The organism is Gryllotalpicola reticulitermitis (genome assembly GCF_042651345.1).
Taxonomy (GTDB): domain Bacteria; phylum Actinomycetota; class Actinomycetes; order Actinomycetales; family Microbacteriaceae; genus Gryllotalpicola; species Gryllotalpicola reticulitermitis.
Genome location: NZ_JBHSCN010000003.1, coordinates 1 through 26,989, shown reverse-complemented (window position 1 = coordinate 26,989; position 26,989 = coordinate 1). Strand labels below are relative to the sequence as shown.

Here is a 26,989-nt window from a genome sequence, read left to right as displayed (position 1 = left end):
ACCGAGAGACCGGCGGCCGGCTCTTCATCGGCACCTCCGGCTGGCGCTACACCCGTTGGCGCGGCGACTTCTACCCGAGGGGCCTGGTGCAGCGGCGCGAACTCGAGTACCTCGCGAGCAGCATGAACTCGGTCGAGCTCAACGGGTCCTTCTACTCGCTGCAGCGCCCCGAATCGTACGAGCGCTGGCGCGACGCCACCCCGCCGGGCTTCCGCTTCGCGGTCAAGGGCAGCCGACTCATCACGCAGCTGATCGGTTCCGATCGACTGCAGAGCGCCGTCGACCGCTTCTTCGACTCCGGCGTCTTCCGGCTCGAAGACCGCCTCGGCCCTCTGCTGTGGCAGTTCCCCAAGACGCGCGCCTTCGACGCGGAGCTGTTCGAGAGGTTCTGCGCCGCGCTCCCCCGCACGCACGACGGCCATCGTCTGCATCACGCGATCGAGCCGAGACACGAGAGCTTCGCCGACCCGCTCGCGACCCGGCTGTTGCACAAGCACAACATCGCGCTCGTCGCGTCGGACGGCGCTGGCGAGTGGCCGGTCTTCGTCGGCGGGAGCAGTGCCGAGAAAGCGGATGCTCCGTCCGACATCGTCTACGTGCGCCTCCATGGCGCCCACGAGCTCTACCGCGGCGGGTACACGCCGAAGGAGCTGCGGCAGTGGGCATCCGTCATTCGTGATCTCGCGACCCGCGGCGAGCGCAAGACGGCTCGCGACGCATATATCTACTTCGACAATGACGCCGACGGCCGAGCCCCGCACGACGCGATCGCGCTGGCCGATACGCTGGCCAGGTGACCGCCGACCTCGATTTCGCACACCACTTGGCCGATGCGGCCGACCTCATCTCAACCGACCGATTCCGTGCCAACGATTTGCGTGTTGCAACGAAGGCCGACCGCACACATGTGACCGACGCCGACCAGGCCGTCGAGCGCACGATCCGCGAGCTGATCGCTGCCGAGCACCCGGGTGACGCGATCTTCGGCGAGGAGTTCGGGGTCGAGGGTGACTCGAACCGACAGTGGATCATCGACCCGATCGACGGCACGGCCAACTATCTTCGCGGGGTCCCGCTGTGGGGCACGCTGATCGCTCTCGCCGTCGACGGCGAGGTCGTCGCAGGCGTCGCGAGCATGCCCGCACTCGGCGGTCAGCGCTGGTGGGCGGCGAAAGGCGCAGGGGCGTGGAAGCGCAGCGCCCCGGGCGCTGAGCCCGAGCGGCTGCACGTGTCGAGCACGGCACGCCTCGACGAGGCATCCGTCAGTTTTCAGTCGATCCATCAGTGGCGTGACGCCGGCTACCTCGACAAGCTGCTCGCGCTGGTCGACGACGTGTGGCGCGATCGCGCCTACGGCGACCTGTGGGCGTACACGCTGCTCGCCGAAGGCCTCATCGACGCGGTCGGCGAGTTCGACGTGAAGGCGTACGACGTCGCTCCGCTCGCACTCCTCGTCGAGGAGGCCGGCGGCCGGTTCACGGCGGCCACGGGCGAGACCGGCCCGTGGCACGGCAGCGCGCTTGCGAGCAACGGGGTGCTCCACGACGAGCTCCTCAGCAGAATTGAGCGCTGACCAGGCTCCGTAGATTCATGTGCCCCATTTGGGGTACGAAAGAACTATGGACAGCACCTCTGGAGCCTCCACACCCGCGAGCGAGGACAGCCACCTCAAGCAGCGACTCGGCTACTGGTCGCTCGTGGCCACCGGCATCGGCAGCGTGATCGGCTCGGGCTGGCTGTTCTCCGCCATGTACGCGGCGCAGACCGCGGGACCCGCTTCGCTCGTCGCGTGGGTGATCGGCGGCGCCGTGATGCTCGCCGTTGCGCTCGTCTTCGCCGAGCTCGGCATGGTCCACCCCGAATCGGGCGGTCTCGTGCGCTACCCGCTGTACTCGAACGGGCGCTTCGCGGCGAGCATCGTCGGCTGGAGCATGTGGGTGACCTACGTCGCCAACCCGCCCACCGAGGCCTCGGGCGTGGTGCAGTACGCGAGCTCGTACATCCCGGGGCTCTTCAGCCACAGCCAGCTGACCGGCTTCGGCATCGTCATCGCCGTCGCGCTGATGGCGGTATTCGTCGTCGTGAACTACTTCGGCGTGCAGTTCTTCGCACGCAGCAACAACATCGTGACCGCGGTGAAGATCTGCATCCCGACCCTCACGATCGTCATGCTGCTGCTCAGCGGCTTCACGCACACGGGCCACGCCGGCGGTCCGAGCAACTTCAGCGCCGGCGGGGGCTTCGCGCCCTACGGCATGGGCGCGGCGCTCGGCACTATCGCGACGGCGGGCATGGTGTTCGCCTACACCGGCTTCCGCAACATCGTCGAGCTGTCGGGTGAGGTGCGCAATCCCCGCCGCAACATCCCGGCCTCGCTCGTGACGACGATCCTGCTCGCGATCGTGCTGTACCTGCTGCTTCAGACCGCGTTCATCTTCGGCGTGCCCCAGCATCTGCTCGGCCACGGCTGGAGCGGCATCAACTTCGACTCGCCCTTCGCCCAGCTCGCGATGCTGCTCGGCTTCACGTGGCTGTACTGGATCCTCATCGCCGACTCGATGATCTCGCCCTCCGGCTCGGGCATCGTGTTCACGGCGTCGAACGCGCGCAACATGTTCGGCCTCGCGAAGAACCGGTTCTTCCCCGCCTGGCTCGCCCGCGTGAACCCGCGCTCGGGCGTGCCGCGTCGCGCCCTGCTCACGAACTTCATCGTCGGCATCCTCTTTCTGCTGCCCCTGCCGAGCTGGCACGCGATCATCGGCGTCACCGGCACGTTGATCGCGTTCACGTTCTCGATCGGCTCGGTCTCGCTCGTCGCCTTCCGCCGCGCGAACCTCTCCGACCCCGCCGATCGCCTGCCCGGAATGACGCTCATCGCGCCGTTCGCCTTCATCGTGAGCGCCCTGGTGATCTATTGGGTGCCATGGTCAGAGCTGGTGCTCACCATCCCGATCATCGCCGTCGGTCTGATCTGGTACGCGGTCACCTACGTGATCCAGCACCACGGCGTCGGTGAGGTCGTCGGCGGGATCTGGCTCGTCGTCTACCTCGCGGTCGTCTACGGCATGTCGGCGATCGGCGGCTTCGGCGGCCTCGGCCTCATTCCGAGCCCGTGGGATTCGGTCGTCCTCGCCGTCCTCGCCGCCGGGCTCTACATCTGGGGCACGCAGTCGGGCACGAACTACATGCGCGCGCGTCCCGAGCTGGTCGAGGAACTGCGCGGCCAGCGAGATGCGGCGTCCAGCGATGAGCTGCAGACGGATGTCTCCCCCGCGGCCCGCTGAAGCGGCCCGTCGGCATAGCGTGGTGTCATGGCCTTCACGCGCGAACGCATCCGCCACGACCTCACCCGCCGCACCCTGACCGTCGTGCGAACGACACCGCTCACCGCAAGGATCACCCGCATCACGCTGACCGGCCCCGAACTCGACGGCTTCACAGCCCCCGGGCCCGCGGATCACGTCAAGCTGTTCTTCCCGAACGGCGACTCCCGCGATTACACCCCGGCTGCGTTCCACCCGGCGAACGACGAGCACCCCGACGAGCTCGACCTCGACTTCGTCCTGCACGGCGACGAGGGCCCGGCGACGGTGTGGGCGACCGGCGCGCAGCCCGGCGACGAGCTCGTCGTCGCCGGACCCCGCGGTTCGCAGCTCGCGCCGCAGGGGGTCAACCGCCTCGTCATCGTCGTCGACGAGACGGCGTTCCCGGCAGCCGCCCGCTGGCTCGAGGCCGCCGGCGACCAACTGCCCGTCGACGTGCTCGCGTGGCCCCTCGACTCCGCCCCTGAGGAATACTTCGGCACCCGAGTGCCCGAGCGTGCCGCGGTCACCCCGTATGCGCCGAGCGAGCTGATGACGGCGCTGCGCGCGCTCGCGCCGTTCGATGACCAGACGTTCTTCTTCCTCGCAGGCGAGGCGACGACCCTCGCGCCGCTGCGACGCTACCTGCGCCGCGAACTCGAACTGCCGCCTGAGCAGGTGCAGGCGAGCGGGTACTGGCGGTACGGGGCGGCCGGCCTCGACCACCACGCGCCGATCGACCCGAGCGACCCCGACTGACGCCGGCTGCCTCACGCGAAGTGCGGCATGACCTCCCGCGCGATGAGCTCGAGGTGGTCGAGGTCGCTCAAGTCGAGCACCTGGAAGTACACCCGGCTGATGCCGAACTCGGTGAGCGCGCCGATCCGGTCGACGACCTGCTGCGGGGTGCCGTAGAAGCCGTCGGCGGTGAGCTGGTGCGGGTCGCGCTCGATCGTCGCCGCGCGTCGGGTCGCCTCGGCCTCGGTCGCGCCGAGTGCGATGGTGCGCGCCACGGAGTACACGAGCGACTGTGGGTCGCGCCCCGCGGCCTCGGCAGTGGACCGCACCCGGTCGACATTCGTCTTGAGAGCGGCGTCGCCGGTGAAGTTGGTGTTGTACTCGGCGGCGTATTTCACGGCGAGCTCGGGCGTGCGCTTCGCGCCGCTGCCGCCGATGATCAGCGGCACCGGAGTCTGCACAGGCTTCGGCAGCGCCGGCGACTCGACGACGGTGTAGTGCTCGCCCGAGAAGGAGAAGGTCTCCCCCGCGGGCGTGCTCCACAGGCCGGTGATGACCGCGAGCTGCTCTTCGAACGGCCCGAACCGGCGCGCGGGGAACGGAATGCCGTAGGCCTCGTGCTCGCGCTGGAACCAGCCTGCGCCGAGGCCGAGCTCGACGCGACCGCCCGACATCTCGTCGACCTGGGCGACCTGGATCGCGGTCAGCGCCGGGTGGCGGAACGTCGCCGAGGTCACGAGCGTGCCGAGGCGGATGGATGAGGTCTCTCGCCCGATCGCACCGAGCGTGACCCAGGAGTCGGTCGGGCCGGGCAGTCCGTCCCCGCTCATCGCGAGGAAGTGGTCGCTGCGGAAGAACGCGTCGAAGCCGAGGGCCTCTGCTTTCTGTGCGACGGTGAGCTGGGTCTGATAGGTGGCGCCCTGCTGGGGCTCGATGAAAATGCGGAAGTCCACGTCTCGAGCCTAGGGCGGTGTTGCATGCTCGAAATCTGCGCCGCCTACTCTCGTGGCATGCCTCCACAAGAGCGCTTCAGCGACACCACTACGCACACCATCACGCACACCGCGACAAGCACCGTGCCGATCACCGTCAGCATCACCCGACTCGTCAAGCCCGAGAAGATCCCCGAGGCGACGCGCTGGGTGCAGGCCGGTGTGAACCTCGCGAACCGCTACGACGGATTCTTGGGCTCCGGCTGGGTCCGCGGCACCGCCGACGGCGAGGAATGGCACATGCTCTACCGCTTCGCCGACCGCGAGCGGCTGGATGCGTGGGAGAACTCCGACGAACGTGCCGCCTGGCTCGACCGCGGACGCGAGCTCGTCACCCACCAGCGCACCGAGCGCCGCACCGGCATCGAGGGCTGGTTCGACGCTCCGCAGGACGACGGCCGCAGTGCGACGGAAACCGCGCCCGTCGCCCCGCCGCCGTGGAAGCAGACCATCGCCATCTGGTGCGGCTTCTTCCCCGTCAACGCCGCGTTCAACTACGCGATCGCGTGGCTGTGGCCCGATTACGGGCTGCTGCCGCTGTGGCTGCGCAGCCTCATCTCGACGGCCGTGCTCTGCCCGATCATGGTGCCGTTCGTGCTGCCGCTCGTGACCGGCTGGCTCAAGCCGTGGCTCAATGCGCCCCGGAATACGCGGACGCCCCGGGGTTAAGCTGGCTCATCATGAGGGCCCTGACCGAGGACGACATTCGCGCCGCATTCGTCAACGCCACACCGGAACAGCTCGAGCGACTTCCGCTCCCCGGCCTCCACGAGACGATCTGGGACGAGCGCGAGTTCCTCGGCTGGCGCGACGCGCAGGCCTCTCATCTCGGCTACCTCGTGCACTGGGACGATGCCGAGAGCACTCCGGTCGGCATCGTGGTCCGGGCCGCCGGCGGCTCGTTGCGTGCCGGCATCGCCGCGATGTGCTCGTTCTGCCACTCACCGCAGCCGGCCACGCAGGTGCGCATGTTCTCGACCCCGCGGGCTGGTGAGGCGGGCCGCAATGGCAACACGATCGGCACCTACATCTGCGAGGACCTCGCGTGCTCGCTGCTCATCCGCCGTCAGCCGCCGCACCTCAACCCTCCCGAGCAGATCGCTCGACGCGGCGCCGCGTTGCTTCAGCGCGTGCGCAATTTCACGGGCGACGTGCTGAAGACCGCGAACTGATCGCGGTCGGCGGGACGAGCGCTAGAGAGCCGACGGCGCCCCGGCGGCCTTCAGGTACTCGACGGCTTCTTCCTCGCCCATGACGACCATGCCGCGGATTCCGTGCGACGAGCGCGCCAGCGCGTCGAGCCACACGCGGTTGAGCTCCGGCGGCTTGCTGCCGGCGAAGCGGAACTGCAGCGGAATTCCGGCCGAGATCCACAGGCTGATGCGACCTGAGCCGCTGCCGCTCGGAACCGTCCAGTTGATGAGGAACGACTCCTGCAGCCGCAGTTTCGCGACGATCGCGATTTTGAGGTGCGCAAGTACCCGGTCGTCGAATTCGTACTCGGCGCCCGCACCGTAGATCAGATACCCCACGTTGTCAGCATGACACAGACGGTCAGTTCACGGCGTGAACTTGAGGTCGCAGGAGGGGCAGTAGGGAACGCCGTCCTTCTCGGTCAACACGCCGTGACACACCGGGCATTCGTCGGCCGAAAGTACCTCTTCTTCGTCTGCGCTGCTGTGGTGGGACATCCAGAGGACGTTACGGGCCGGCTACGGGGCCACGGGAGGGGCTTGACAGATCGTGCTCGAGCAGCCAGTCGAGAGCGCTTCCGAGCGCCCTGAGCCCGGAGACGTGGCCGTCGTCGGCGAACCACCACGACGTCGCGTCCGGCAGCAGGCACAGCAGCCGTGTGGCATGCCCGGCGGGCACCATGCGGTCCTCGTCGCCGTGGACGATGAGAACGGATGCGGTGATCTGCCGCACATCGACTCCCCAGTCCGTCACGAACGCACGATCGTCATCGACGGCGCCTTCGTTCCCGGCCTCCCCGGTCGCCTGCGCGTCGGCGCCCATCTCAGCCCAGTCGCCCTGCAGAGCCGCCCAGTCGGCCGCGCTGAAGACCGCCGGGTCGAACTCGGCCTCGTCGTCGTGGCGGGTGCGCGCCTCGAGGCCGCGGACTGCCGCCTCCAGCGCGCTCGGGTCGGCCATGCCCTCGAACCACTCAGGATCATCGTCGTAGGGCGCGAGGGACGCGAACGTCGCGACACCGGTGGCCCGCTCGCCGGCGACCGCCGCGAGTGCGAGTGCGTGCGGGCCGCCCCCTGACGAGCCGACCGCCGCGAAGCGTTCGACCCCCGCTGCATCAAGGACGGCGAGCACGTCGCGCGCACTGTCCGCGACGGTGCGGCCGATGCGGCGCGTCGAGCCCGGGTAGCCCGGCCGGGCGACGGAGATGACGCGGATGCCCCGCGCCACGGCCGCCTCGCGCAGAACGCCGTAGATGCGCCCGTCGCTCGGAGTGCCGTGGTGCCACACGACGACGGGCGCTTGCACGGCGCCGGTGTCGAACCAGTGCGCCTCGCGGCCATCGGGCAACGTCAGCGTGGCCCCGGCATCCGTCATCGCTCTACTCCTCCAGCTCGACCCGGATCAGGGCCGCCGCGCGCTGCGCAACTGCCCGCGCAGACTCCGTCGTCGCGCTCCGCGCGAGCACGACGGCGACCCGCCGCTCGCCGTCGACGCGCGGTTTGCCGAACAGGCGCACCTGCACGCTCGAATCGCTCGCGAGCGCGTCGCCCACGCCGCTGAACACCGGCACGCCGGACCCTTCGACCTTGATCGGCACGCTCGCCGCCGCTCCCGGAAAACGCGTCACGGCGGGAGCGGGGAGCCCCAGCACGGCGCGCGCGTGGAGCTGGAACTCGCTGATGTCCTGGCTCGCGAGGGTCACGAGTCCTGTGTCGTGCGGGCGCGGTGACACCTCGGAGAAGACGACCTCCGAGCCGCGCACGAACAGCTCCACGCCGAAGATTCCGTAGCCTCCGAGTGCCTCGGTGACCCGCCCCGCCACGGCCTGCGCCTCGTCCCGCACTCCCGCGGGCAACGTCGGGGCGCCCTCCGGCTCCTGCCAGCTCTCGACATAGTCGCCGGCCACCTGCCGGTGGAAGACCGGATCGAGGAACAGCGTGCCGCCGGCATGCTGCACGGTCAGCTGGGTGATCTCGGTATCGAAGTCGATGAAGCCCTCGACGATGCAGCGCACCGCCCCAGAGGACTCAGCGCTGCCGCGACCGCCGGTCTGCGCATACTTCCAGGCGGCCTCGAGCTCGGACGCGTCGCGGACCACCGACTGGCCCTTTCCCGACGAGGACATCACGGGCTTGATGACCGCGGGCCAGCCCAGCTCGGCGGCGGCGGACTCGAAGTCCGCGAGCGACTCGACGAAGCGGTACCGGCTCGTCGGCAGCCCGAGCTGCTCCGCCGCCAGTCGGCGGATGCCCTCGCGGTTCATCGTGAGGACCGTGGCGTGCGCACTCGGGGCGACACGCAGCGACGCATTCGCCTCGAGTTCAGCCAGCACCTGCGTGGCGATGGCCTCGATCTCGGGGATCACGACATCCGGGCGCTCCTCGAGCAGCAGCTCGCGCAGTGCGTCCGCGTCGCGCATGTCGATCACGCGCGAACGGTGCGCGACCTGCATCGCAGGCGCCGCCGGGTAGCGATCGACGGCCACCACCTCGATGCCGAGGCGCTGCAGTTCGATCACGACCTCTTTACCGAGCTCGCCGCTGCCGAGCAGCAGAGCGGTGGTGCCTGAAGGGGTTCCTGGGGTTCCGATGCGCGCGCCGAGCGGCGCTCCGTTGGTGGTCATCACGCCCATTCTCGTCCTTGGCACATTCTCAGCGGCAGTCGGGATAACGTCGTCTTCTAATGGATGTCACCGTCATCGTTCCCACGTTCAACGAATCGTTGAACGTCGAGGAACTCGTCACCCGCACCGAGAAGGCGGTGGGTGGCCGTTCGGTCGAGATCGTCTTCGTCGACGACTCGACGGACGATACCCCTGCGGTGATCCGTCGGACCGCGGCGCGGCACTCCATTCCGGTGCGTCTGATCCACCGCGACGTGCCGGCCGACGGCCTCGGCGGCGCGGTCATGGAAGGCTTCCGCGCGGCGGACGCCCGCTGGGCCGTCGTGATGGACGGCGACCTCCAGCACCCGCCCGAGATGCTCCCCGGGCTGATCGACAAGGCCCTCGGCGGCGACGCCGAGGTGGTCGCCGGCTCGCGATTCCTGAAGGGCGGCTCGGCGGAGGGCCTCTCCAACGGTCTGCGCCGGTTTCTCACCGGCTTCTCGACGCGCCTCACGAAGCTGCTCTTCCCGCGCAAGCTGCGCGGCGCATCCGACCCCATGTCCGGCTTCTTCGCCGTACGGCTCGACGCGCTCGACCTCTCGCTGCTGAAGCCGCGCGGGTTCAAGATCCTGCTTGAGATCCTCTGCCGGAAGCAGATGAGGGTGACCGAAATACCCGCGACTCTCGCGCCGCGCGGCGGCGGCGAGTCGAAGGCCGACGTGAAGCAGGTCTGGCGGCTCACGGCGCAGATCGTCGAGCTGCGGATCGGGCGACTGCCGGGCTTCGCGCTGATCGGATTCTGCGGCGCCATCGCAAACCTGCTCATCATGGGCGGCCTGCAGCACGGCGGAATGGACTATCTGTCGGCGGCCGTCATCGCAGGCGCCGTCACGATCCTCGGCAACTTCACCGCGCAGGAACTCACGCTGTATCACGACCTGCGGGCGGGAGCACGGCGGCTCTGGTGGCGGTTCGCGCACTCCGCCGGCTTCAACGCGCTCGAGACCGCGGTGCGCACCTTCGTGCTCTTCCTCATCGTGCACTTCCTGCACCTGCACCACCACACGGTGCTGGTCCAAGGCATCCTGCTCGTCGCCGGGTTCATGATGCGCTACGCGTACCACGAGCGCGTCGTCTACCGGCAGCTCGCGGGCGAGGAGCAGCCACAGACCACAAGTAGCTGAGCGACGTACGATCAGCCGCGTGAGGATGACTCGGAGCTGGCTCGCAGCAGCCGCCGGCATCGCGGCAGTGCTTCTCGGCCTCGGCGCCGGTGGCGTCGTCGCGGGGATTCTGGCGCGGGCCTTCAGCCCCCTGACGGTCGTCGGTGCGGCAATCATCGACTTGACTCCCGGCGGCCTCAAAGAGGCCGTCATCCACGTGTTCGGCGAGCATGACAAGACGTTCCTGCTCACGCTGATCACCGTGCTCGTCGTCGTGCTCGCGGCGCTCGCGGGGGTTCTCGAACTACGACGGCCGTGGCTCGGGCGCACGATCATCCTCGTCGGCGGCGCAATCGGGGTGGCCGCAGCGATCACGCGGGGCGACGCGACGAGCCTCGCGATCGTGCCCTCCGTCGTCACCGGCATCGTGGGCGCGTGGGTGCTCGCGTTCCTCGTGCGGCGTATGCCCCCCGAGCGCGACCCGCGCGTCGGTATCGCGCCGACGCGACGCAGCTTTCTCACCTGGGCCGCGGCCACGGCCGCGATCGGCGTTGTCGCAACGCTCGGCGGCGAGCTGCTCACGCGCACCGCGGCCGCAGCGGCGAACGCGCGCGCGGCGTTCCGGCTGCCCCGGCCCCGCACAGCCATCGCGCCCCCGCCGGCCGCCGCCTCGCTCGACGTGCCCGGCATCACGCCCCTCATCACGGCCAACGGCGACTTCTACCGCACCGACACCGAGCTCACGATCCCGCAGCTCGACCCCGCGAAGTGGTCGCTCAAGGTGCACGGCATGGTCGAGAGGCCCTTCACCCTCGACTGGAGCGAGCTCACCGCGCTGCCGATGGAGGAGCACTACGTCACGCTCGCCTGCGTGTCGAACGAGGTCGGGGGCGACCTGATCAGCACGGCGAAGTGGCTCGGCTACCCCGTTCGGCTGCTCCTCGAGCGCGCGGGCGTCACCGGCGACGCCGACATGGTGTTCTCGTCGAGCTTCGACGGGTGGACCGCGGCCACTCCCCTGTCGGCGCTCAACGACCCGGGCCGCGCGGCCCTGCTCGCGATCGGCATGAACGGCGAGCCGCTGCCGTTCGTGCACGGTTTTCCGGCGCGCCTCGTCGTTCCGGGGCTGTACGGCTACGTCTCGGCGACGAAATGGGTCACCGACCTCGAGGTCACTCGCTTCGCGGACCGCACCTCGTACTGGACGAAACAGGGCTGGGCAGAGAAGGGCCCCGTCAAGATCGAGTCGCGCATCGACGTGCCGCGGGCCGGGCGCCGGGTGAAGCCGGGCCGGGTCTGGGTCGCCGGCGTCGCGTGGGACCAGCACGTCGGCATCTCGAAGGTCGAGGTGCAAGTCGACAACGGTCCGTGGCACGAGGCCGAGCTCGCGCGCGAACTCGCGGCCGACACGTGGGTGCAGTGGCGGTGGCCCTGGGAAGCGTCGGCCGGAAACCATCACCTCACGGTGCGCGCGACGAGTGCCACCGGCGAGCTGCAGACGTCGACCTACGCGCAGCCTGTCCCCAACGGTGCAAGCGGCTGGGACAGCGTCAGCGTGTCCGTAGCATCCTGACCCGGTCGCCGCGTCATGACGTCGCCTCGAAGGCACGCCGTCGGCCGAAACTAGTTAGCACGCGACAACTAAAGGTATTCTGGCCTCGTGACACAGACTGCGAAGGCCGACACTCCTGTTGCAGCTCGCGCCGACGATGAGCCGCTGCCCCGGCGCAAGCTCGTCTTCGTCATCGTGTCGATGGGCCTGTTCATGGCCTCCGTCGACCAGACGGTCGTCGCGACGGCGCTGACCTCGATCCAGCGAGAATTGCACGCGGGCGTGCAATGGGGCGCGTGGACGATCACGATCTATTCGCTCGGCCAGGTTCTGGTCATGCCGCTCGCTGGCAAGATCAGCGACATCTATGGCCGCAAGCGAGTGTTCGTGCTGGCGATCGTGCTGTTCACCGTGACGTCGCTGCTGTGCGGGCTGTCGCAGAACATCTACATGCTCGTCGTGCTGCGTGCGATCCAGGCCCTGGGCGGCGGTTCGATCATGCCCGCGGCGAGCGGCATCGTCTCCGACCACTTCGGACGAAACCGGGACCGCGCCCTCGGCATGTTCACAAGCATCTTCCCCATCGGCGGCGTGGTCGGACCGATCCTGGGCGGCATCTTCGTCACCTACTGGTCGTGGCGCGGCATCTTCCTCGTCAATGTGCCGATCGGCGTCGCGCTGATCATCCTCGGCTCGATCTTCTTCCCCACCACCGAAGGCCGCCGCGGCGGCCGCCTCGACATCGTCGGCAGCCTCACCATGGCGGCGACCATCCTCGCGGCGATGCTCGGCATCGCGACCCTCGGCGACGGGGCCAAGTGGTACTCGCCCGGCGTGCTCGTGCCCGAGCTCGTCGCGATCGCGTTCGGGTGGCTCTTCGTGCGCCACACCCGGCGCGCCCCGCATCCGTTCATCTCGATGCAGCTGCTCGTCGGCAAGGGCTTCGGCATCATGAACCTGATCAACTTCCTCTACGGCGCGGCGGCCATCGGCTTCAGCGCGCTCGTACCGCTGTACGCGCAGGAACGCTTCGGCATTCCTCCGCTCGAATCCGGAACGCTTCTCACCGCCCGCGCCGTCGGCATGATCTGCATCGCGGGCCTCGCGGTGTTCGCTCTGCGGCGCACCGGCTACCGCATGCCGATGGTGGTCGGTTTCCTGCTCGTCTCCGGCGGCCTCGTCATGATGTTCTTCACACCGCCGGGCGCGAGTCCCTACTTGTGGCTGTCGATCGCCGCCGCCATCACCGGTCTGGGCATGGGGCTGTCGGTGCCCGCGGCCAACAACGCCACGCTGCAGTTCGCGAAGGGCCAGATCGCGGGGGTCTCCGGATTGCGAGGCATGTTCCGCCAAGCCGGCTCGATCATGGCCGTCTCGGTCGTCACCGCCGTGATCGCCAGGGCGAGCGATCCGGGTCTGTCACTCGGCATCTCCTTCCTGGTGCTCGCCGGCACGCTCATCGCAGTGACGCCGACCGTGCTTCTCGTGCCGGAGCACCGCGGTTCCTGGTAGCCCCTCTCTCCCTGACTCCGGGCCAATCGGTTCCCGGTCCCTTGGCTCCCGGTCCCCGGGCTCCCGGCTCACGCGGGTCGCGCTACAGGTGCGGGAGGGCGCGACTGTCGCGGCTGTCGCGCCGTCCCGTAGGTGTAGCGCGGACGATCACGACGACGACACACGCAACGCGAGCGTCGCCAGCACCACGGTCACGGGCGCCAGAATCGCACCCAGCAGCATGTAGCGCGACCACCGGATGCTGACGCCGAGGCGCTGCAGCCGCTCGTGCCAGAGCAACGTCGCGAGGGACGCCCACGGTGTGATGAGGGGCCCCGCGTTGACGCCGACGAGCAGCGCGAGCCCCGGCAGCAGGCCCCGCACGGCCGGCTCGATCGCGAGATACGCCGGCAGGTTGTTGACGAGGTTGGCCGCGACCCCGCCGGTCGCTGCGACGCCGAGAAGCGCGAGCATGCTGTCGCCGGTCGGGACGACGGCCTCGAGCATCCGTCTCAGTCCGATCGCATCGAGTGCCGCGACGGCCAGGAACAGGCCGCAGCACAGCACGATCGTCGGCCACGGCAGCAGCCCGACGCGGAGCTCACTCGGACGCCGCAGCCCGAAGGCCACGACGAGCACGGCGGCCGCGACCACGGCGGGGATCCACACGGGGGCGCCCGAGACCAGCGCGATCACGAGCGCGAGCATGACGATGGCCGCGACCACGGTCAGCCGTCGGTCGGCGACCGGCTCGATCTCCGGGGCGTCATACCCCTTGGCGAGCTCACGTCGATAGATCAGCGCGACAAGGGCGAGCGGCGCGAGTACGCCAACGAGCTGCGCCGGCCACGAGGCGGCGGCGAATGCGGCGGGACCGATGCCGCCGAGGTGCTGCTCGGCCAGCAGATTCGTCAGGTTGGACACAGGTAGCAGGAGCGACGCCGTGTTGGCGATCCAGACCGTGGTGAGTGCGAACGGCAGCGGATTGAGGCCGATTCGGCGCGCGAGCATGACGACGATCGGCGTGAGCAGCACCGCCGTCGTGTCGAGGGACAGGAACACGGTGCTCACGACCGCGACGAGCGCGATCAGCAGCCAGAGCAGCCACGCGCGGTTGCGACCCCACCGGGCGGCGAGGCCCGCGATCACATCGAACAGCCCGGCCGCGGTCGCAAGCTCGGCGACGATCGTGATCGCGACGACGAACAGCAGGACGGGCCAGACACGGATGCCCAGCGCTTCGGCGTCGCCGACGGGGAGCGCCCCGGTCGCCAACGCGATGCCGCCGGCCACGAGCAGCACCGCCCCGATGAGAGCGGTGCGCAGCGGAGTCACGCGTCCGACGCTATCGCGCCGAATCCGCACTCATTGTCGTGCCGATCTGCGTCGGCGCGCATCTACTGCGTATTCGGCGACCGCTCAGCGGCTCGCTCAGCCGTTCGCCCAGTAGCCGCGGCCGCCCCAGCCACCCCAGTCGTTGAAGCCGCCCGCGGCGCCGCCGTCCGACGACCAGGAGCGCGAGCCCAGGTAGGACCCGACCACGGCGGCCCCGAGGTCGTCGAGTTCCGGCGCGACGACCTTGCCGTCGACCCGCTTCGCCATGTTGTCGACGAAACGCGCCAGGCTCGGGTCGTCGCCCAGCCGGAAGAAGGTGATCTGCGCGCCGAGCCGCATGGAGTTCTCGAGCTCGCGCAGCGTGAACGCGATCGTCACGGGGTGCGGCGGGTAGGAGAACCGCACGTCGCCGTCCGGCTCGAGGTGCGAGGTCGGCTCGCCGTCGGTCACGATGAGCAGTACCGGCTGCGCGTTCGGATGCTTGCGGAAATGCCGGTTCGCGAGCAGCAGCGCGTGGTGCAGGTTCGTGCCCTTCGCCCAGCTGGCCTCGAGCGACGTCAGTTCCTCGATCTGCATCACCTCGGCGTGCCGCCCGAAGCCGATCAGCTGCAGGTCGTCTCCGCGGAAGCGGCTCGAGATCAGTGTGTGCAGGGCGAGGGCCGTGCGCTTCATCGGCACCCAGCGCCCGTCGATCTCCATCGAGAACGAGGTGTCGGCGAGGAGCGCGACCGCGGCCTGCGTGCGGGACTCGGTCTCGGCCACCTCGACGTCGTCGATCTCGATGAGCCTGCCGGCCGGATCGCCCGAACGGCGACGGATGCCGTTGAGCACGGTCCGAGGGATATCCCACGGCTCGGTGTCACCGAAAGCCCACTGCCGAGACGAGCCGGACAGGTCGCCGGCGGCGCCTGCCTGCCGCAGCTCGCGCTCGCCCTGGCGCTGGGACATCCGCTGGGCGATGTCCTTCAGCAGGGTCTTCCCCAGCTGCCGCATCGCCTTCGGCGACAGCTGCAGCCGCCCCGCCGAGTCGCGACGCAGGGTACCGTCGCGACGCAGCGCGCGCTCGAGCTCGCGCAGAGTGCGCGCGTCGACGGCGGCCTCGTTCCCCAGCTGGCGCGCGAGCTTGTCGAGGTCGACGTCGTCCATGCGCGCGCCCTCGTAAGACTGCGACAGCTGCTCGGCGAGCTCATCGAGGTCGGCGAGGTCCTGAAGCACGCCGGCACCCTCACCGAGGCCGAGGGGCTGGTCGCCGTCGAAGCGCTCCGACCCGGCCCAGTCCTCACCCGGTCTGAGCGCCTGCAGGCTCTGGTCGAGCCGAGCGAGCTGCTGCATGAGTTCCGGCGAGCCGAACGCCTGCGCCGACAGGTTGAACAGCTCTTCGCGCTGTTCCGCCGTCATCGAGTTGAGCATGCGCTGGGCTGCCGCCGAACGCTTCGCGAGTGCGTCGATGAGCTCGTCGACGTTCTGCGGGTTCTCGGGGAAGAATCCGCCGTGCTTCGACATGAAGTCGTCGAAGTCCTCCGGGGTGTCCTGCCCGGCGGCGTGCTTCTCGAGCAGTTCGTTGAGGTCGGCGAGCATCTCGCTGACGGCCTGCCGATCGGCATCCGTCACGTTCTCGAGCGCCTGCTTCATGCCTCCGAAGCGCTGATCGAGCAGCTCACGGCCGAGCAGGTCTTTGATCTTGTCGTAGTCGGCCTTCGCCTCACTCGACCGCCACTGGTAGTCCGACAGCTCGTTGACCGCTGCCGAGGTCGAGGCGGGCAGGTTCTCGAGCCGGGTCTCGGCGAACGAGCGCTCCATGTCGTCGAGGTCGACGTCGCGAGCGAGCTGCTTGCGCTCCTCGAGCACGGCCCGCTCGAGCAGCTGCTTGATCTCTTCCAGCGTGCCGTCGAGCTTGTGCCGCGAGAGCAGCTCGCGCCGCCGCTCGGACACCCGCCGACCGAGGTCGTCGAGACCCCGCCGCCCCTCGCTGCCCCGGCGCAGGTACTCGCGCATCGCGCGCTCGGCCGAGTAACCGGCCATCACCTGCTCGCCGATCTTGTCGAGCGCCTCGGCGAGGTCGACGGGCGGTGCGAGGGGGTCGCCACCGGTGTAGCGGCGGAAGCGCGCGGCGTGCGCCTGCGCCAGGCGCCGCGCCGCCGCGCTCTCGCCGGGTTCGCGCTCAGCCATAGACCGTCTCACTCCCGTCGGTGTCCTTGCCGACCTTGCGCGCGAGGTAGAGGCCCTCGAGGGCGAGCTCGATGGCGGCGGCGCGCTCGCCGTCCGTCCGGGCGCCGAGTCGCGCGGCCGTCTCGTCGTAGAGTTCGGATTCCCCGAGCACCGGGAGCCCCGCGAGGAACTCCTGCGCGGCGACGTCCTCGCCGGTGACGACCATCGCACCGTTCTCGATCGCCTCGACGAGTGCGCCGAAGTCGAGCCCACGGAAGTGCTCGCGCACGGTGTCGGCGGTGGCGGTGCGCAGCAGGTGGGTGAGGACCTCGGCCTCGCGGCCCTCCTCACCGGTTTCGAACTCGAGTTTGCCGCCGAGCACGTCGACCGCCGTCTGCAGGTCGACGACCCGGGCCACGGCATCCGCCTCGCCGTTCGCGGCGGCGCGATGCAGCGCCGAAGCCGCGATCGTCTCGGCGCCGGCGATCGCGAACCGCGCGCTGACGCCGCTGCGCTGGTCGATCGACGGCGACTCGCGCAGCGCCCGCGTGAAGCGCGCGAGCACCTCGATGAGGTGGTCGGGCACGTCGGCGACCAACTCGGCCTCCTGGCGGATGACGGCCATCTCTGCCTCGAGCCGCCGCGGGTAGTGCGTGCGGATCTCGGCCCCGAAGCGGTCCTTCAGCGGCGTGATGATGCGGCCGCGGTTCGTGTAGTCCTCGGGGTTCGCCGAGGCGACGACGAGCACGTCGAGCGGCAGCCGTAGCACATAGCCGCGGATCTGGATGTCGCGCTCCTCCATCACGTTGAGCATCGACACCTGGATGCGCTCGGCGAGGTCCGGCAGCTCGTTGATCGCCACGATGCCGCGGTGACTGCGCGGGATCAGACCGAAGTGAATGGTCTCCGGATCGCCGAGCGAGCGCCCTTCGGCGACCTTCATCGGGTCGACGTCGCCGATCAGGTCGGCCACGCTCGTATCGGGCGTGGCCAGTTTCTCGACGTAGCGCTCGGAGCGGTGTCGCCACTCGACCGGCAGCTCGTCGCCCAGTTGCGCGGCGCGGCGGCGCGACTCGTGAGTGATCGGCTCGTACGGATGCTCGGCGAGCTCGCTGCCGGCGATCACCGGCGTCCACTCGTCGAGCAGGCCGCCGATGGTGCGCAGGAGGCGGGTCTTGCCCTGACCGCGCTCTCCCAGCAGCACGACGTCGTGGCCGGCGATGAGAGCGCGCTCGAGCTGCGGGATGACCGTCGACTCGAACCCGTGCAAGCCGGGCCACGGATTCTGCTTCGCGCGCAGCTTGGCGATCAGGTTGTCGCGCAGTTCGGCCCGCAGCGGCTTCTGCTGATGGCCGCTCGCGCGCAGTTCGCCGAGAGTGGCGATGGTGGGGGTGGTGGTCGGTGCATCCGCGCTGGAGTCCGTCATTTCTGCAGGCTAACCCCGGGGGTGTCAATCCGGCACCCGCCGTAACCAGTTGCTTACCGGAGCCTCAGCAAGCCCGGGCGAGTCACGCGAGGGCGTCGAGCAGGGCGCGCGCCGTCGCAGCATCCGTCACGAGCTCGTTGATGAGCCGGCCGCGAGCGGCGCCCACGATGCTCGGCACCTTTGCGCCGCCGACCGCGACGCCGACCGCGTGCGGCAGTGCGGCGAGCAGTGCGCGCGGGGTGCGCACCATCCGGTCACTGCCGGGGAACTCGATCGGGTCGCCCGTCGGCCCGAAGAAGTTGAGACAGACGTCGCCGGCCGCCGTGTCGAACACGTCGGACTCGACCGGGATGCCCCTGGTCAGTGCGTCGCGCGTGGCGATGGGGGCGCCGACGCCGACGATGGCGCCCTTCGCACGGCCCCACAGCCCGATCACGTGCTGGAACGCCGGGTCTTCGTCGAGCGACGCGCGCATCGCGGCACTCGGGAGCGCCTGGGCGAAGAGGAACGCCGGGAAGGCGCCGGAGCGCTCGGCGGCCGTGCGCGTGATCTCGTTCGTCTGAAACCACGGCAGCGGGTCGGCCTGGCCGCCGACGGTCGGCGCGAGCTGCACGCCGGCGAGCGGCGGCATGCCGTTCCGGGCGATCTCGTACAGCGTGCGGCCCGAGGAGATCAGCAGGGCGTCGCCGGGCGCGAGGGCCATCGCCTCGACCGCCGCGGCGAGCGGCGCGGCGAGATCGGAGCCGAGGGTTGCGGCATGCGTCACCGCCGCGAGATACACGGCGCGGACACCGAGCGCGGCGGCGAGCCGGGCCGCGAGCGCCGAGGTCTCTTCCTCGAACGGGTCGGTCACCTCGATGTGCACGAGCCCGGCGCGACGCGCCTCGGCGACGAGCCTGCTCACCGTCGGGCGCGAGACACCGAGCCGGACCGCGATCTCGGCCTGCGTCGCGTCCTCGAGGTAGTACATGCGCGCAGCCTGGTAGACGAGCTCGAGCGGATTGCGGTCGTGGGCAGGCGCCGCTTGGGGTTGCACCCGTGGCTCCGTCATCGTCCGGTCCCTCCCCCGCGACCGTGCACCGCCACCGGCCGCGGCCATGCTAGCGTCTCGTCGCTCAGCGGATCGTGAATCCGCCGTCGACCCTGAGGTCGGTGCCGTTGACCATCGCCGCGGCGTCGCTCGCGAGATAGAGCACGGCCGCCGCGATCTCGGCCGGCGTCGCGAAGCGACCCGTCGGGATCTCCGCCTGGTGCGCGACGCCGGCTTCGTTGGCCCACGCGGCCCGGCCGAGGTCCGTGAGCACGACCGTCGGCGACACGGTGTTCGTCGTCACGCCGCGCGGGCCCCACTCGAGCGCAAGCACGCGGGTGAGCCCCGTGACGGCGGCCTTCGACGCGGAGTACGCGGCGTGCTGGGCGAGCCCGACGTGGGCCGCTTGCGACGCGATGTTGACGATGCGGCCGTAGCCGGCCTCGAGCATCCGTCGCCCGACCGCCTGCGCGACCCGGAACGTGCCGGTCAGGTTGACGTCGAGCGTGCGCGACCAGTCGCGGCTCGAGAGTTCCTCGGCGGGCGCGAGCAGAGCGATGCCCGCACAGTTGACGAGGATCTGCGGCGTGCCGAGCGAGGCCTCGACGCGCGCGACAGCGGACTCGACGGATGCTTCGTCCGTGACGTCGCACACGACGCCGAGGTGCCGTTCGCCGCCGCCCGGAAGAGCAGCCGCTGCGGCCTCGACGGCGTCGGCACGGAGGTCGGCGATCACGACCCGCGCGCCGCGCTCGGCGAAGGCCACGGCGATGGCGTTGCCGATGCCGGATGCGCCGCCCGTCACGATCGCGATGCGCCCCTCGAGCGACAGGCTGAGGTCGACGCGCTCCGGACCGGGGCGCAAACGATCGGTGAAGTCCGACTCGGTCATGTGTGTTCCTTCCACGGCGGTGTGGTGGCTGATTCTATGGGCTGAGAGTAGCAGAAATAATGTGCTGGACATCTGTTCACCGTCGTGTAGGGTTGCGAACGGTAGCCCAATCGCTGAGCCAACGGAGGACAGCCATGTCATCGCCGACCACCACCACCGAGCCCGCTACGCGCCAGATCCCACCCACCATGCGCGCTGTAGTCGTGCACGGCCCCGGCGACTACCGGCTCGAGACGCGCCCGGTGCCGCAGCCCGGGCCCGGCGAGCTGCTGCTGCGCACCGACGCCGTCGGCATCTGCGCCAGCGACCTCAAGTGCTACCACGGCGCCGCGAAGTTCTGGGGCGACGAGAACCGCCCGGCCTGGGCCGAGCGGGATCGGATTCCCGGCCACGAGTTCGTCGGCACCGTCGTCGCAGGCGACGACGCGGCGCTCGCCAAACGCGGGATCGGCCTCGGCGACCGCGTCGCCTGCGAGCAGATCGTGCCGTGCTGGGAGTGCAAGTACTGCCTCGAGGGCGCGTACTGGATGTGCGAGGTCCATGACATGTTCGGCTTCAAGGGCTACGACGGCGCGATGGCCGAGTACGTGCTCGTGCCGACACAGGCTCTGGTGCACCCCGTGAGCCGCGCCCTCGAACCCCAGGTCGCCGCATTCGCGGAGCCGCTGTCGTGCGCGTTCCACGCCGTGGAGCGTGCAGAGATCAAATTCGGCGACACCGTGGTCATCGCGGGCGCCGGGCCGATCGGACTGTCCGCGATCGCGGGCACCCGGCAGAAGAATCCGCTGCGCATCATCTCGCTCGACGTCGTCGACGCGAAGCTCGAACTCGCCCGCCGCGTCGGCGCCGACATCGCCATCAACATCGCCCACGATGACGCGGTCGCGCGGGTCAAGGAGCTCACGGGCGGCTACGGCGCCGACGTCTACATCGAGGCGACCGGCCACCCGTCGGCCGTGCCGCAGGGGCTCAACCTGCTCCGCAAGCTCGGCACGTTCGTCGAATACTCCGTGTTCAAGGACCCGGTGTCGGTCGACTGGTCGATCATCTCCGACGACAAGGAGCTCGACGTTCGCGGCGCCCACCTCGGGCCCCACACCTGGCCGGCGGCGATCAAGCTGCTCGAAGCCGAGACCCTGCCGATGGCGGAGATCTGCACCCACCAGTTCCCGCTCGAGAAGTTCCAGGAGGCTCTCGATCTCGTCGGCGACTCGTCCGGCGCTTCCATCAAGGTCTCGATCATCCCGTCGTGGGCGAACACCGAGGAGTCCGCAGAGTGACCACGATCTATGACGACCCGCAGGACTTCGCCGACGACCAGCTGGCCGGTTGGCTCGCCCTCTACGCCGACCGTGTGCGCGGGGTGCACGGCGGGGTCGTGGCGCTCCCGACCGCCGGCGCGGCGCCGCAGGTCGCCGTCGTGATCGGCGGCGGGTCGGGCCACTACCCGGCGTTCTGCGGCACGGTCGGCCCGGGCCTCGCGACCGGGGCCGTCGTCGGGAACATCTTCACGTCGCCCTCCGCGGCGCAGGTCTACTCCGTCGCCAAGGCCGCCGATCAGGGCCGCGGGGTCGTGCTGAGCTTCGGCAACTACGCGGGCGACAACATGAACTTCGGCCTTGCTGCCGAGCGTCTGCGCGCCGAGGGCATCGACACGCGCATCGTGGTCGCCACCGACGACATCGCCTCAGCCACCGCCGTCGCCGACCGGCGCGGCATAGCCGGGGATTTCTCGGTGTTCAAGGCGATGGGCGCAGCGGCCGCGGAAGGGTCCGACCTGGACGAGGTCGAACGCATCGGCAACGCCTCGAACCTCGCAACCCGCACGATCGGCGTCGCCTTCAGCGGCTGCACGATGCCCGGCGCCCAGGAACCGCTGTTCACGGTTCCCGCCGGCCACCTCGGTCTCGGTCTCGGAATCCACGGCGAGCCGGGCATCGAGGACGTGCCGATGCTGCGCGCCACCGAGCTGGCCCATCTGCTCGTCGACAAGCTGTTCGCCGACCGCTCCCCCGTGGCCGGCGAACGCGTCGCACCCATGCTCAACGGGCTCGGCGACACGAAGTACGAGGAGCTGTTCCTGCTCTGGGGGCGCATCGCGCCGCTCCTGGAGGCGCGCGGGCTGACCCTCGTCGAACCGGAGGTCGGCGAGATCGTCACGAGTCTCGACATGGGTGGCTGCTCGCTGACGCTGCAGTGGCTCGACGACGAGCTCGAACGGCTGTGGCGAGCGGATGCCTATACCCCGGGCTACCGCAAGATGGCCGCCCCGGTCAGCGCGCTGGTCCCCGCGGCATCCGTCGCCGACGCGGCCGAGCGCGACGATGCCACCCCGCCGGCGACCCCCGCGTCACAGCGCGCCGCGCTCACGGTGCGCGCGGCGCTGCGGGCCATGGACGAGCTGCTGCGCCGCGAAGAGGACACCCTCGGGCGCATCGACGCGGTCGCCGGCGACGGCGACCACGGCCGCGGCATGGTCAAGGGCGTCGGCGCCGCGGCGAAGGCCGCCGGGCGCGCCGACGAGGCCGCAGGGATCGCCTTCCTGCTCGGGCGGGCGGGCTCCGCGTGGGCCGAGTACGCCGGCGGCACCTCAGGCGTGCTGTGGGGCGCCGGACTCGAGGCCTTCGGCCGCTCCATCGGCGACGACGCCGAGCAGGTGAGCCCTCAGGTCGTCGTGGACGCGGCGGCGGCCTTCGCCGAGTCGATTCAGCACCTCGGCGGCGCCGCCCGCGGCGACAAGACGCTGCTGGACGCTCTGCTGCCCTTCGTCGACGCACTGCGAGAGCGTGTCGACGCGGGCGACGACCTGGCCGTCGCGTGGGGCGCCGCAGCGCAGGTCGCGGAGCGCGAAGCCCGGGCGACCGCCGAGCTGCGGCCCAAGGTCGGCCGGGCACGGCCGCTCGCCGAGAAGAGCGTGGGCACTCCCGACGCCGGCGCGACATCCATGGGCATGATCCTCACGACCATCGCTGACACTCTGACCGCGCATCAAGCATCCATCGCGGCCACCACAGAAGGGACGAACGCATGACCGAACTCAGCTGGCGCCTGGTCGTCGGGTCCGACGACGCAGGCTACGAATACAAAGAGATCATCAAGAGGGACCTCGAAGCCGACCCCCGGGTCGCGAGTGTCGTGGATGTCGGGGTCGACGCCGATGGCCACACCGACTATCCGCACATCGCCGTCGACGCCGCCCGCAAGGTCGCCGCCGGCGAAGCCGATCGCGCGATCCTCATCTGCGGCACGGGGCTCGGCATGGCGATCTCGGCGAACAAGGTGCCCGGCATCCGCGCGGCCACCGCGCACGACTCGTATTCGGTCGAGCGTTCGGTGCTGTCGAACGACGCTCAGGTGCTCTGCATGGGCCAACGCGTCATCGGCGTCGAGCTCGCCCGCCGCCTCGCCACGGAATGGCTCGGCTACGTCTTCGACTCGAGCTCGCGGTCGGCGGCGAAGGTCGACGCGATCTGCCGGTACGACGGCAGCGCGCCGGTCGGCATCGACGCGTAGGTAGGCCGCCCGCCCGCATCCGCCCCCATGCGGGACTCGTGTCAACCCCCTGACCGTCACGTGCTCTGATCGGTACGTTCGGGCGGTCAAGGAAAGGAATAGTCATGAGTCTCGGTACCGGAATCGTCCTCTTCGTGATCGGCGCGATCCTCGCATTCGCTGTTCACGTGCAGGTCGCATGGGTCAGCCTGACCGTCGTCGGCTACATCCTGATGGTCGCGGGAGCCGTCGGCATCATCCTCGGCATCGTCCTGATCACCACGCGTCGTCGGCAGACCGTCGTGCAGCACGACTACGTCGACCCGGCGAGCGGCGAGCGCGTGCGCCGCAGCACCACCGATCGTCCCGGCGACCCGTACGTGTGAGTCGCCTTCCACTACAGCAGAAGAGGCCGCCCCGTAGGGCGGCCTCTTCTGTGTTCACTGCGTGACTACCGGATGTCGAAGCGGTCGAGCTCCATGACCTTCTGCCACGCGGCGGCGAAGTCCGCGACGAACTTCTCCTTCGCGTCGTCCTGCGCGTACACCTCAGCGACGGCGCGGAGCTCGGAGTTGGCGCCGAACAGCAGGTCGACGCGCGAGCCGATGATCGTCTTGCCCTCGGCGGTCGTGCCTCGGTAGGCGTGGCCGCCTTCGTCGAGCGGTGTCCACGTGGTGCCGAGGTCGAGCAGCGTGACGAAGAACTCGTTCGTCAGCGCTCCCGTGCCCTCGCCGAACACGCCGAGGTTCGAGCCGTCCCAGTTGGCACCGAGCGCGCGCAGGCCGCCGACCAGCACGGTCGCCTCGGGCGCCGAGAGGGTGAGCAGGTTGGCGCGGTCGATGAAGACGTGCTCTTCGGGCAGGACCGACTGGACACCGTAGTAGTTCCGGAATCCGTCCTGCTTGGGCTCGAGGTAGCCGAACGACTCGACGTCCGTCTGCTCCTGCGTCGCGTCGCCACGGCCCTGGCTGAATCCGACCTCGATCTCGACACCGGCCGCCTTGGCCGCCTGCTCGACACCGACGTTTCCGGCCAGCACGATCAGGTCGGCGAGCGACACCGGAGCGCTGGACGCGTTCGTGATCTCCCGCAGCTTCGCCAGCACGATCGACAGCTGCTCGGGGTTGTTGACCGCCCATGAGCGCTGCGGCTCGAGCGCGATGCGCGCGCCGTTGGCGCCGCCGCGCTTGTCGCTGCCTCGGAAGCTGGACGCGGAGGCCCACGCCGTCGAGACGAGCTGCGAGATCGTGAGGCCGGATGCCTCGATCGCACTCTTGAGAGAGGCGATGTCCGCGTCGCTCAGCGTGCCGGGCGCCGCGGGGACCGGGTCCTGCCAGATGAGCTCCTCGCTCGGCACCTCGGGGCCGAGGTAGCGCGAGATCGGGCCCATGTCGCGGTGGGTCAGCTTGAACCACGCACGGGCGAACGCATCCGCGAAGGCGTCGAAGTCGTCCTTGAAGCGCCGCGCGATCGCCTCGTACGCAGGGTCAGCACGCAGCGCGAGGTCGCTCGTCAGCATGCGCGGCTCGCGCCGGCCGTCGCCGAACGACTCGGGGACCATGTCGGCGCCGCCGTTGTCCTTGGGGCGCCACTGCTTCGCGCCCGCGGGCGACTCGAACAGCTCCCACTCGTACGCGAACAGGATGTGCAGGAACTCGTTGTCCCACCGGATGGGGTGGTAGGTCCACGTGACCTCGAGGCCCGAGGTGATCGCGTCGATGCCGACGCCCGACTTGTAGTCGCTCTTCCAGCCGAGACCCTGCTGCTCGAACGGCGCGGCCTCGGGGTTCGGGCCCGGCGCGTCGGCCGGCGCGTTGCCGTGGGTCTTGCCGAAGGTGTGACCGCCCGCGATCAGCGCGACGGTCTCTTCGTCGTTCATCGCCATCCGCCCGAAGGTCTCACGGATGTCGTGAGCGGAGGCGAGCGGGTCCGCGCTGCCGTGCGGGCCCTCCGGGTCGACGTAGATCAGGCCCATCACGACCGCGGCGAGCGGGTCGTCGAGTGCACGGTCCGGACCGTTGTGCCGCTCGTCACCGAGCCAGGTGGTCTCGGGGCCCCAGTAGATGTCGTCGTCGGGCTCCCACGCGTCGATCCGGCCGCCGGCGAAGCCGAAGGTCTTAAAGCCCATGATCTCGAGCGCGACGTTCCCCGACAGGATCATCAGGTCGCCCCACGAGATGTTCTTGCCGTACTTCTTCTTCACCGGCCAGAGCAGGCGACGGGCCTTGTCGAGACTCACGTTGTCGGGCCAGGAGTTGAGCGGCGCGAAGCGCTGCTGGCCCGTGCCGCCGCCACCGCGGCCGTCCTGCACGCGGTAGGTGCCGGCGCTGTGCCATGCCATGCGGATGATCAGGGGGGCGTAGTTGCCGAAGTCGGCCGGCCACCACGGCTGCGAGGTGGTGAGCGCCTCGGCGATGTCCTGCTTGACGGCGGTGAGGTCGATCGTCTTGAACGCCTCGCGGTAGTCGAACTCGGTGCCGTAGGGGTTCAGGACCGGCTGGTTCTTCGCCAGGATCTTGAGGTTGAGCCGGTCGGGCCACCAGCCGTGGTTGGCCGCGCCGCTGGTCGGGTGCGGGGCGCGCTGGCCGTGCGGCACCGGGCATTCGGCCGCAGCCTGCTCGCGCTCGGCTGCCGGGCCGGTCGGCTGGACGGCGTCGTCGGTGGTGAATACGCCGTGCTGTTCAGGGTCGGACATGAGGTTCCTTCCGGGATGGATGGGCGGAGAAATACGGACAGGGTCAGGCGGCCGGTTCAGCGGCGGCGCACGCAGGGCACAGGCCCCAGTACACGACCTCGGCGGTCTCGATCTGGAAGCCGTGCGAGTCGGACGGCGCGAGACAGGGCGCCTCGCCGACTGCGCAGTCGACGTCTTCGACGGCGCCGCAGGAGCGGCAGACGGCGTGATGGTGGTTGTCACCGACGCGCGCCTCGTAGCGGGCGAGCGAGCCCTGCGGCTGGATCTTCCGGACGAGACGCGCCTGCGTCAGGGCGTGCAGCGTGTCGTAGACGGCCTGATGTGAGACCTCGGGCAGTTCTGCGCGAGCTGCACTGATGAGGGTGTCGGTGTCGGAATGCGGATTCCGGCACACGGCGCCGAAGACGGCGAGACGCGGGCGCGTGACGCGCAGGCCCGCATCGCGAAGCATCCGCTCGATGTCTACCGCAGTTGCCACGTTGTCAGTCTGGCCGCCAATCTTGATCGAGTCAAGAAAACGTTGGGTGACCGTCCGGTGCCGTCGCAAGGNGACATCAGGGCACGGATGCCGAAATCCCAGTCCTCCGCGTCCTCCGCGGTGGTGACCTCGTTGACGAGCGACCCGAGCTTCGGCGTCGCAATGGTCACCCGGTCCCCTCGATGATGCGTGAAGCCGCCGCCAGGCTCGTCCCGATCCTGCGTCGGTGCGAACATCGTGCCGGTGAACAGCACGAACCCGTCGGGGTACCGGTGATGCGCGCCGATCGCGTGCTCGACCAACTCCTCGAAAGTGCGACTCATCTGAGCGACCGCGCTCACCTCGTGTAGTTCAAAGCCGTCGTCGCCGGTGATCGTCAGCTCCACCTCGACCGCTCGCAGCGCCTCGAGCGTGAACCGCTCGTCGAACAGCCGCAGGAACGGCCCGATCGCGCACGAT

At 69.8% G+C, this 26,989-nt stretch carries 25 protein-coding genes; 13 read left to right on the top strand and 12 right to left on the bottom strand.

What is annotated here, in order from left to right; translation table 11 throughout:
• The first annotated feature begins 86 nt into the window (after window positions 1–86).
• Genes ACFOYW_RS04045 through ACFOYW_RS04030 form a run of 4 tightly spaced genes read left to right on the top strand, consistent with a single transcriptional unit; the run spans window position 87 to window position 4,061 of the window.
• Window positions 87–797 (top strand): DUF72 domain-containing protein, encoded by a 711-nt coding sequence (locus tag ACFOYW_RS04045; protein WP_390227399.1) that lies wholly within the window; start codon window positions 87–89, stop codon window positions 795–797.
• Window positions 794–1,573, top strand: a complete 780-nt coding sequence (locus ACFOYW_RS04040) for an inositol monophosphatase family protein (protein ID WP_390227398.1) — start codon at window positions 794–796, stop codon at window positions 1,571–1,573. The genes ACFOYW_RS04045 and ACFOYW_RS04040 overlap by 4 nt, the downstream gene beginning before the upstream one ends.
• Window positions 1,574–1,619: 46 nt before the next feature.
• The gene (locus tag ACFOYW_RS04035) at window positions 1,620–3,284 is read left to right on the top strand and encodes an APC family permease (RefSeq protein ID WP_390227397.1); all 1,665 of its coding nucleotides are present in this window, start codon (window positions 1,620–1,622) and stop codon (window positions 3,282–3,284) included.
• Window positions 3,285–3,311: 27 nt separating this feature from the next.
• Entirely contained in the window at window positions 3,312–4,061 is a 750-nt protein-coding gene (locus ACFOYW_RS04030) for a siderophore-interacting protein (RefSeq protein WP_390227396.1), read from the top strand.
• Between the two features lie 11 nt (window positions 4,062–4,072).
• On the opposite strand, the gene ACFOYW_RS04025 is transcribed toward ACFOYW_RS04030, so the two are convergent.
• Complete coding sequence (locus tag ACFOYW_RS04025) at window positions 4,073–4,993, bottom strand: LLM class F420-dependent oxidoreductase (protein ID WP_390227395.1); 921 nt, start codon at window positions 4,991–4,993, stop codon at window positions 4,073–4,075.
• A gap of 57 nt (window positions 4,994–5,050) precedes the next feature.
• On the opposite strand from ACFOYW_RS04025, the gene ACFOYW_RS04020 reads away from it, so the two are divergent.
• Together ACFOYW_RS04020 and ACFOYW_RS04015 are read left to right on the top strand one after the other, a co-directional pair.
• Window positions 5,051–5,701: an antibiotic biosynthesis monooxygenase gene (locus tag ACFOYW_RS04020; protein ID WP_390227394.1), complete on the top strand. Its 651-nt coding sequence runs from the start codon at window positions 5,051–5,053 to the stop codon at window positions 5,699–5,701.
• Between the two features lie 11 nt (window positions 5,702–5,712).
• Window positions 5,713–6,204: an FBP domain-containing protein gene (locus ACFOYW_RS04015; RefSeq protein WP_390227393.1), complete on the top strand. Its 492-nt coding sequence runs from the start codon at window positions 5,713–5,715 to the stop codon at window positions 6,202–6,204.
• 21 nt (window positions 6,205–6,225) lie between these two features.
• On the opposite strand, the gene ACFOYW_RS04010 is transcribed toward ACFOYW_RS04015, so the two are convergent.
• The 3 genes from ACFOYW_RS04010 to purT form a co-directional block, all read right to left on the bottom strand.
• Window positions 6,226–6,564 carry a DUF7882 family protein gene (locus tag ACFOYW_RS04010; RefSeq protein ID WP_390227391.1) on the bottom strand — a complete coding sequence of 113 codons (339 nt, stop codon included), beginning with the start codon at window positions 6,562–6,564 and terminating at the stop codon, window positions 6,226–6,228.
• A 169-nt stretch (window positions 6,565–6,733) separates the two neighbouring features.
• Window positions 6,734–7,597: an alpha/beta fold hydrolase gene (locus tag ACFOYW_RS04005; RefSeq protein ID WP_390227389.1), complete on the bottom strand. Its 864-nt coding sequence runs from the start codon at window positions 7,595–7,597 to the stop codon at window positions 6,734–6,736.
• 4 nt (window positions 7,598–7,601) lie between these two features.
• Window positions 7,602–8,846: a formate-dependent phosphoribosylglycinamide formyltransferase gene (gene purT, locus ACFOYW_RS04000; protein WP_390227388.1), complete on the bottom strand. Its 1,245-nt coding sequence runs from the start codon at window positions 8,844–8,846 to the stop codon at window positions 7,602–7,604.
• Between the two features lie 59 nt (window positions 8,847–8,905).
• Between purT and ACFOYW_RS03995 the strand changes: the two genes are divergently transcribed.
• The 3 genes from ACFOYW_RS03995 (at window position 8,906) to ACFOYW_RS03985 (ending at window position 13,055) form a co-directional block, all read left to right on the top strand.
• Entirely contained in the window at window positions 8,906–10,012 is a 1,107-nt protein-coding gene (locus ACFOYW_RS03995; RefSeq protein WP_390227387.1) for a glycosyltransferase, read from the top strand.
• Window positions 10,013–10,037: 25 nt separating this feature from the next.
• Window positions 10,038–11,564: a molybdopterin-dependent oxidoreductase gene (locus ACFOYW_RS03990; RefSeq protein WP_390227895.1), complete on the top strand. Its 1,527-nt coding sequence runs from the start codon at window positions 10,038–10,040 to the stop codon at window positions 11,562–11,564.
• 87 nt (window positions 11,565–11,651) lie between these two features.
• Complete coding sequence (locus tag ACFOYW_RS03985; protein WP_390227386.1) at window positions 11,652–13,055, top strand: MFS transporter; 1,404 nt, start codon at window positions 11,652–11,654, stop codon at window positions 13,053–13,055.
• A gap of 147 nt (window positions 13,056–13,202) precedes the next feature.
• Here ACFOYW_RS03985 and ACFOYW_RS03980 read toward each other — a convergent pair whose 3' ends face one another.
• The 5 genes from ACFOYW_RS03980 to ACFOYW_RS03960 all read right to left on the bottom strand — a co-directional run bounded on the left by ACFOYW_RS03980 (window position 13,203) and on the right by ACFOYW_RS03960 (window position 19,865).
• The gene (locus tag ACFOYW_RS03980) at window positions 13,203–14,360 is read right to left on the bottom strand and encodes an ArsB/NhaD family transporter (protein WP_390227894.1); all 1,158 of its coding nucleotides are present in this window, start codon (window positions 14,358–14,360) and stop codon (window positions 13,203–13,205) included.
• 105 nt (window positions 14,361–14,465) lie between these two features.
• Window positions 14,466–16,538 carry a hypothetical protein gene (locus tag ACFOYW_RS03975; protein WP_390227385.1) on the bottom strand — a complete coding sequence of 691 codons (2,073 nt, stop codon included), beginning with the start codon at window positions 16,536–16,538 and terminating at the stop codon, window positions 14,466–14,468.
• The gene (locus ACFOYW_RS03970; protein ID WP_390227384.1) at window positions 16,531–17,943 is read right to left on the bottom strand and encodes a magnesium chelatase; all 1,413 of its coding nucleotides are present in this window, start codon (window positions 17,941–17,943) and stop codon (window positions 16,531–16,533) included. The genes ACFOYW_RS03975 and ACFOYW_RS03970 overlap by 8 nt, the downstream gene beginning before the upstream one ends.
• Window positions 17,944–18,025: 82 nt before the next feature.
• Window positions 18,026–18,994, bottom strand: coding sequence for a sugar-binding transcriptional regulator (locus ACFOYW_RS03965; RefSeq protein WP_390227383.1), 969 nt, complete (start codon window positions 18,992–18,994; stop codon window positions 18,026–18,028).
• A 64-nt stretch (window positions 18,995–19,058) separates the two neighbouring features.
• On the bottom strand, window positions 19,059–19,865 hold the full coding sequence (locus ACFOYW_RS03960; protein WP_390227382.1) for a GolD/DthD family dehydrogenase: 807 nt from the start codon (window positions 19,863–19,865) through the stop codon (window positions 19,059–19,061).
• 134 nt (window positions 19,866–19,999) lie between these two features.
• On the opposite strand from ACFOYW_RS03960, the gene ACFOYW_RS03955 reads away from it, so the two are divergent.
• The 4 genes from ACFOYW_RS03955 (at window position 20,000) to ACFOYW_RS03940 (ending at window position 23,743) form a co-directional block, all read left to right on the top strand.
• Window positions 20,000–21,145, top strand: coding sequence for a zinc-binding dehydrogenase (locus ACFOYW_RS03955; protein ID WP_390227381.1), 1,146 nt, complete (start codon window positions 20,000–20,002; stop codon window positions 21,143–21,145).
• Window positions 21,142–22,896, top strand: coding sequence for a dihydroxyacetone kinase family protein (locus tag ACFOYW_RS03950; RefSeq protein WP_390227380.1), 1,755 nt, complete (start codon window positions 21,142–21,144; stop codon window positions 22,894–22,896). The genes ACFOYW_RS03955 and ACFOYW_RS03950 overlap by 4 nt, the downstream gene beginning before the upstream one ends.
• A complete protein-coding gene (locus ACFOYW_RS03945) occupies window positions 22,893–23,378 on the top strand; it encodes a ribose-5-phosphate isomerase (RefSeq protein WP_390227379.1) in 486 nt (161 codons plus the stop codon). The genes ACFOYW_RS03950 and ACFOYW_RS03945 overlap by 4 nt, the downstream gene beginning before the upstream one ends.
• 104 nt (window positions 23,379–23,482) lie before the next feature.
• Entirely contained in the window at window positions 23,483–23,743 is a 261-nt protein-coding gene (locus ACFOYW_RS03940) for a DUF6458 family protein (protein ID WP_390227378.1), read from the top strand.
• Window positions 23,744–23,808: 65 nt separating this feature from the next.
• Here the strand turns inward: ACFOYW_RS03940 and katG are convergent, their stop codons facing one another.
• Genes katG through ACFOYW_RS03925 form a run of 3 tightly spaced genes read right to left on the bottom strand, consistent with a single transcriptional unit; the run spans window position 23,809 to window position 26,931 of the window.
• Complete coding sequence (katG, locus tag ACFOYW_RS03935) at window positions 23,809–26,052, bottom strand: catalase/peroxidase HPI (protein WP_390227377.1); 2,244 nt, start codon at window positions 26,050–26,052, stop codon at window positions 23,809–23,811.
• Window positions 26,053–26,095: 43 nt separating this feature from the next.
• The gene (locus ACFOYW_RS03930) at window positions 26,096–26,503 is read right to left on the bottom strand and encodes a Fur family transcriptional regulator (RefSeq protein WP_449267382.1); all 408 of its coding nucleotides are present in this window, start codon (window positions 26,501–26,503) and stop codon (window positions 26,096–26,098) included.
• An 11-nt stretch (window positions 26,504–26,514) separates the two neighbouring features.
• Window positions 26,515–26,931: a hypothetical protein gene (locus tag ACFOYW_RS03925; protein ID WP_449267381.1), complete on the bottom strand. Its 417-nt coding sequence runs from the start codon at window positions 26,929–26,931 to the stop codon at window positions 26,515–26,517.
• Window positions 26,932–26,989: the final 58 nt, after the last annotated feature.

Bases quoted from the DNA above. Each gene is read 5' to 3' on its own strand.
- ACFOYW_RS04030 (WP_390227396.1), top strand. From the start codon at position 3,312: ATGGCCTTCACGCGCGAACGCATCCGCCACGACCTCACCCGCCGCACC.
- ACFOYW_RS04020 (WP_390227394.1), top strand. From the start codon at position 5,051: ATGCCTCCACAAGAGCGCTTCAGCGACACCACTACGCACACCATCACG.
- ACFOYW_RS03990 (WP_390227895.1), top strand. From the start codon at position 10,038: ATGACTCGGAGCTGGCTCGCAGCAGCCGCCGGCATCGCGGCAGTGCTT.
- purT (WP_390227388.1), bottom strand. From the start codon at position 8,846: ATGACCACCAACGGAGCGCCGCTCGGCGCGCGCATCGGAACCCCAGGA.
- ACFOYW_RS03940 (WP_390227378.1), top strand. From the start codon at position 23,483: ATGAGTCTCGGTACCGGAATCGTCCTCTTCGTGATCGGCGCGATCCTC.
- ACFOYW_RS03955 (WP_390227381.1), top strand. From the start codon at position 20,000: ATGTCATCGCCGACCACCACCACCGAGCCCGCTACGCGCCAGATCCCA.
- ACFOYW_RS03970 (WP_390227384.1), bottom strand. From the start codon at position 17,943: ATGACGGACTCCAGCGCGGATGCACCGACCACCACCCCCACCATCGCC.
- ACFOYW_RS03995 (WP_390227387.1), top strand. From the start codon at position 8,906: ATGGATGTCACCGTCATCGTTCCCACGTTCAACGAATCGTTGAACGTC.
- ACFOYW_RS03945 (WP_390227379.1), top strand. From the start codon at position 22,893: ATGACCGAACTCAGCTGGCGCCTGGTCGTCGGGTCCGACGACGCAGGC.
- ACFOYW_RS04005 (WP_390227389.1), bottom strand. From the start codon at position 7,597: ATGACGGATGCCGGGGCCACGCTGACGTTGCCCGATGGCCGCGAGGCG.
- ACFOYW_RS03965 (WP_390227383.1), bottom strand. From the start codon at position 18,994: ATGACGGAGCCACGGGTGCAACCCCAAGCGGCGCCTGCCCACGACCGC.
- ACFOYW_RS03975 (WP_390227385.1), bottom strand. From the start codon at position 16,538: ATGGCTGAGCGCGAACCCGGCGAGAGCGCGGCGGCGCGGCGCCTGGCG.
- ACFOYW_RS03930 (WP_449267382.1), bottom strand. From the start codon at position 26,503: ATGCTTCGCGATGCGGGCCTGCGCGTCACGCGCCCGCGTCTCGCCGTC.
- ACFOYW_RS04035 (WP_390227397.1), top strand. From the start codon at position 1,620: ATGGACAGCACCTCTGGAGCCTCCACACCCGCGAGCGAGGACAGCCAC.
- ACFOYW_RS04015 (WP_390227393.1), top strand. From the start codon at position 5,713: ATGAGGGCCCTGACCGAGGACGACATTCGCGCCGCATTCGTCAACGCC.
- ACFOYW_RS03960 (WP_390227382.1), bottom strand. From the start codon at position 19,865: ATGACCGAGTCGGACTTCACCGATCGTTTGCGCCCCGGTCCGGAGCGC.
- katG (WP_390227377.1), bottom strand. From the start codon at position 26,052: ATGTCCGACCCTGAACAGCACGGCGTATTCACCACCGACGACGCCGTC.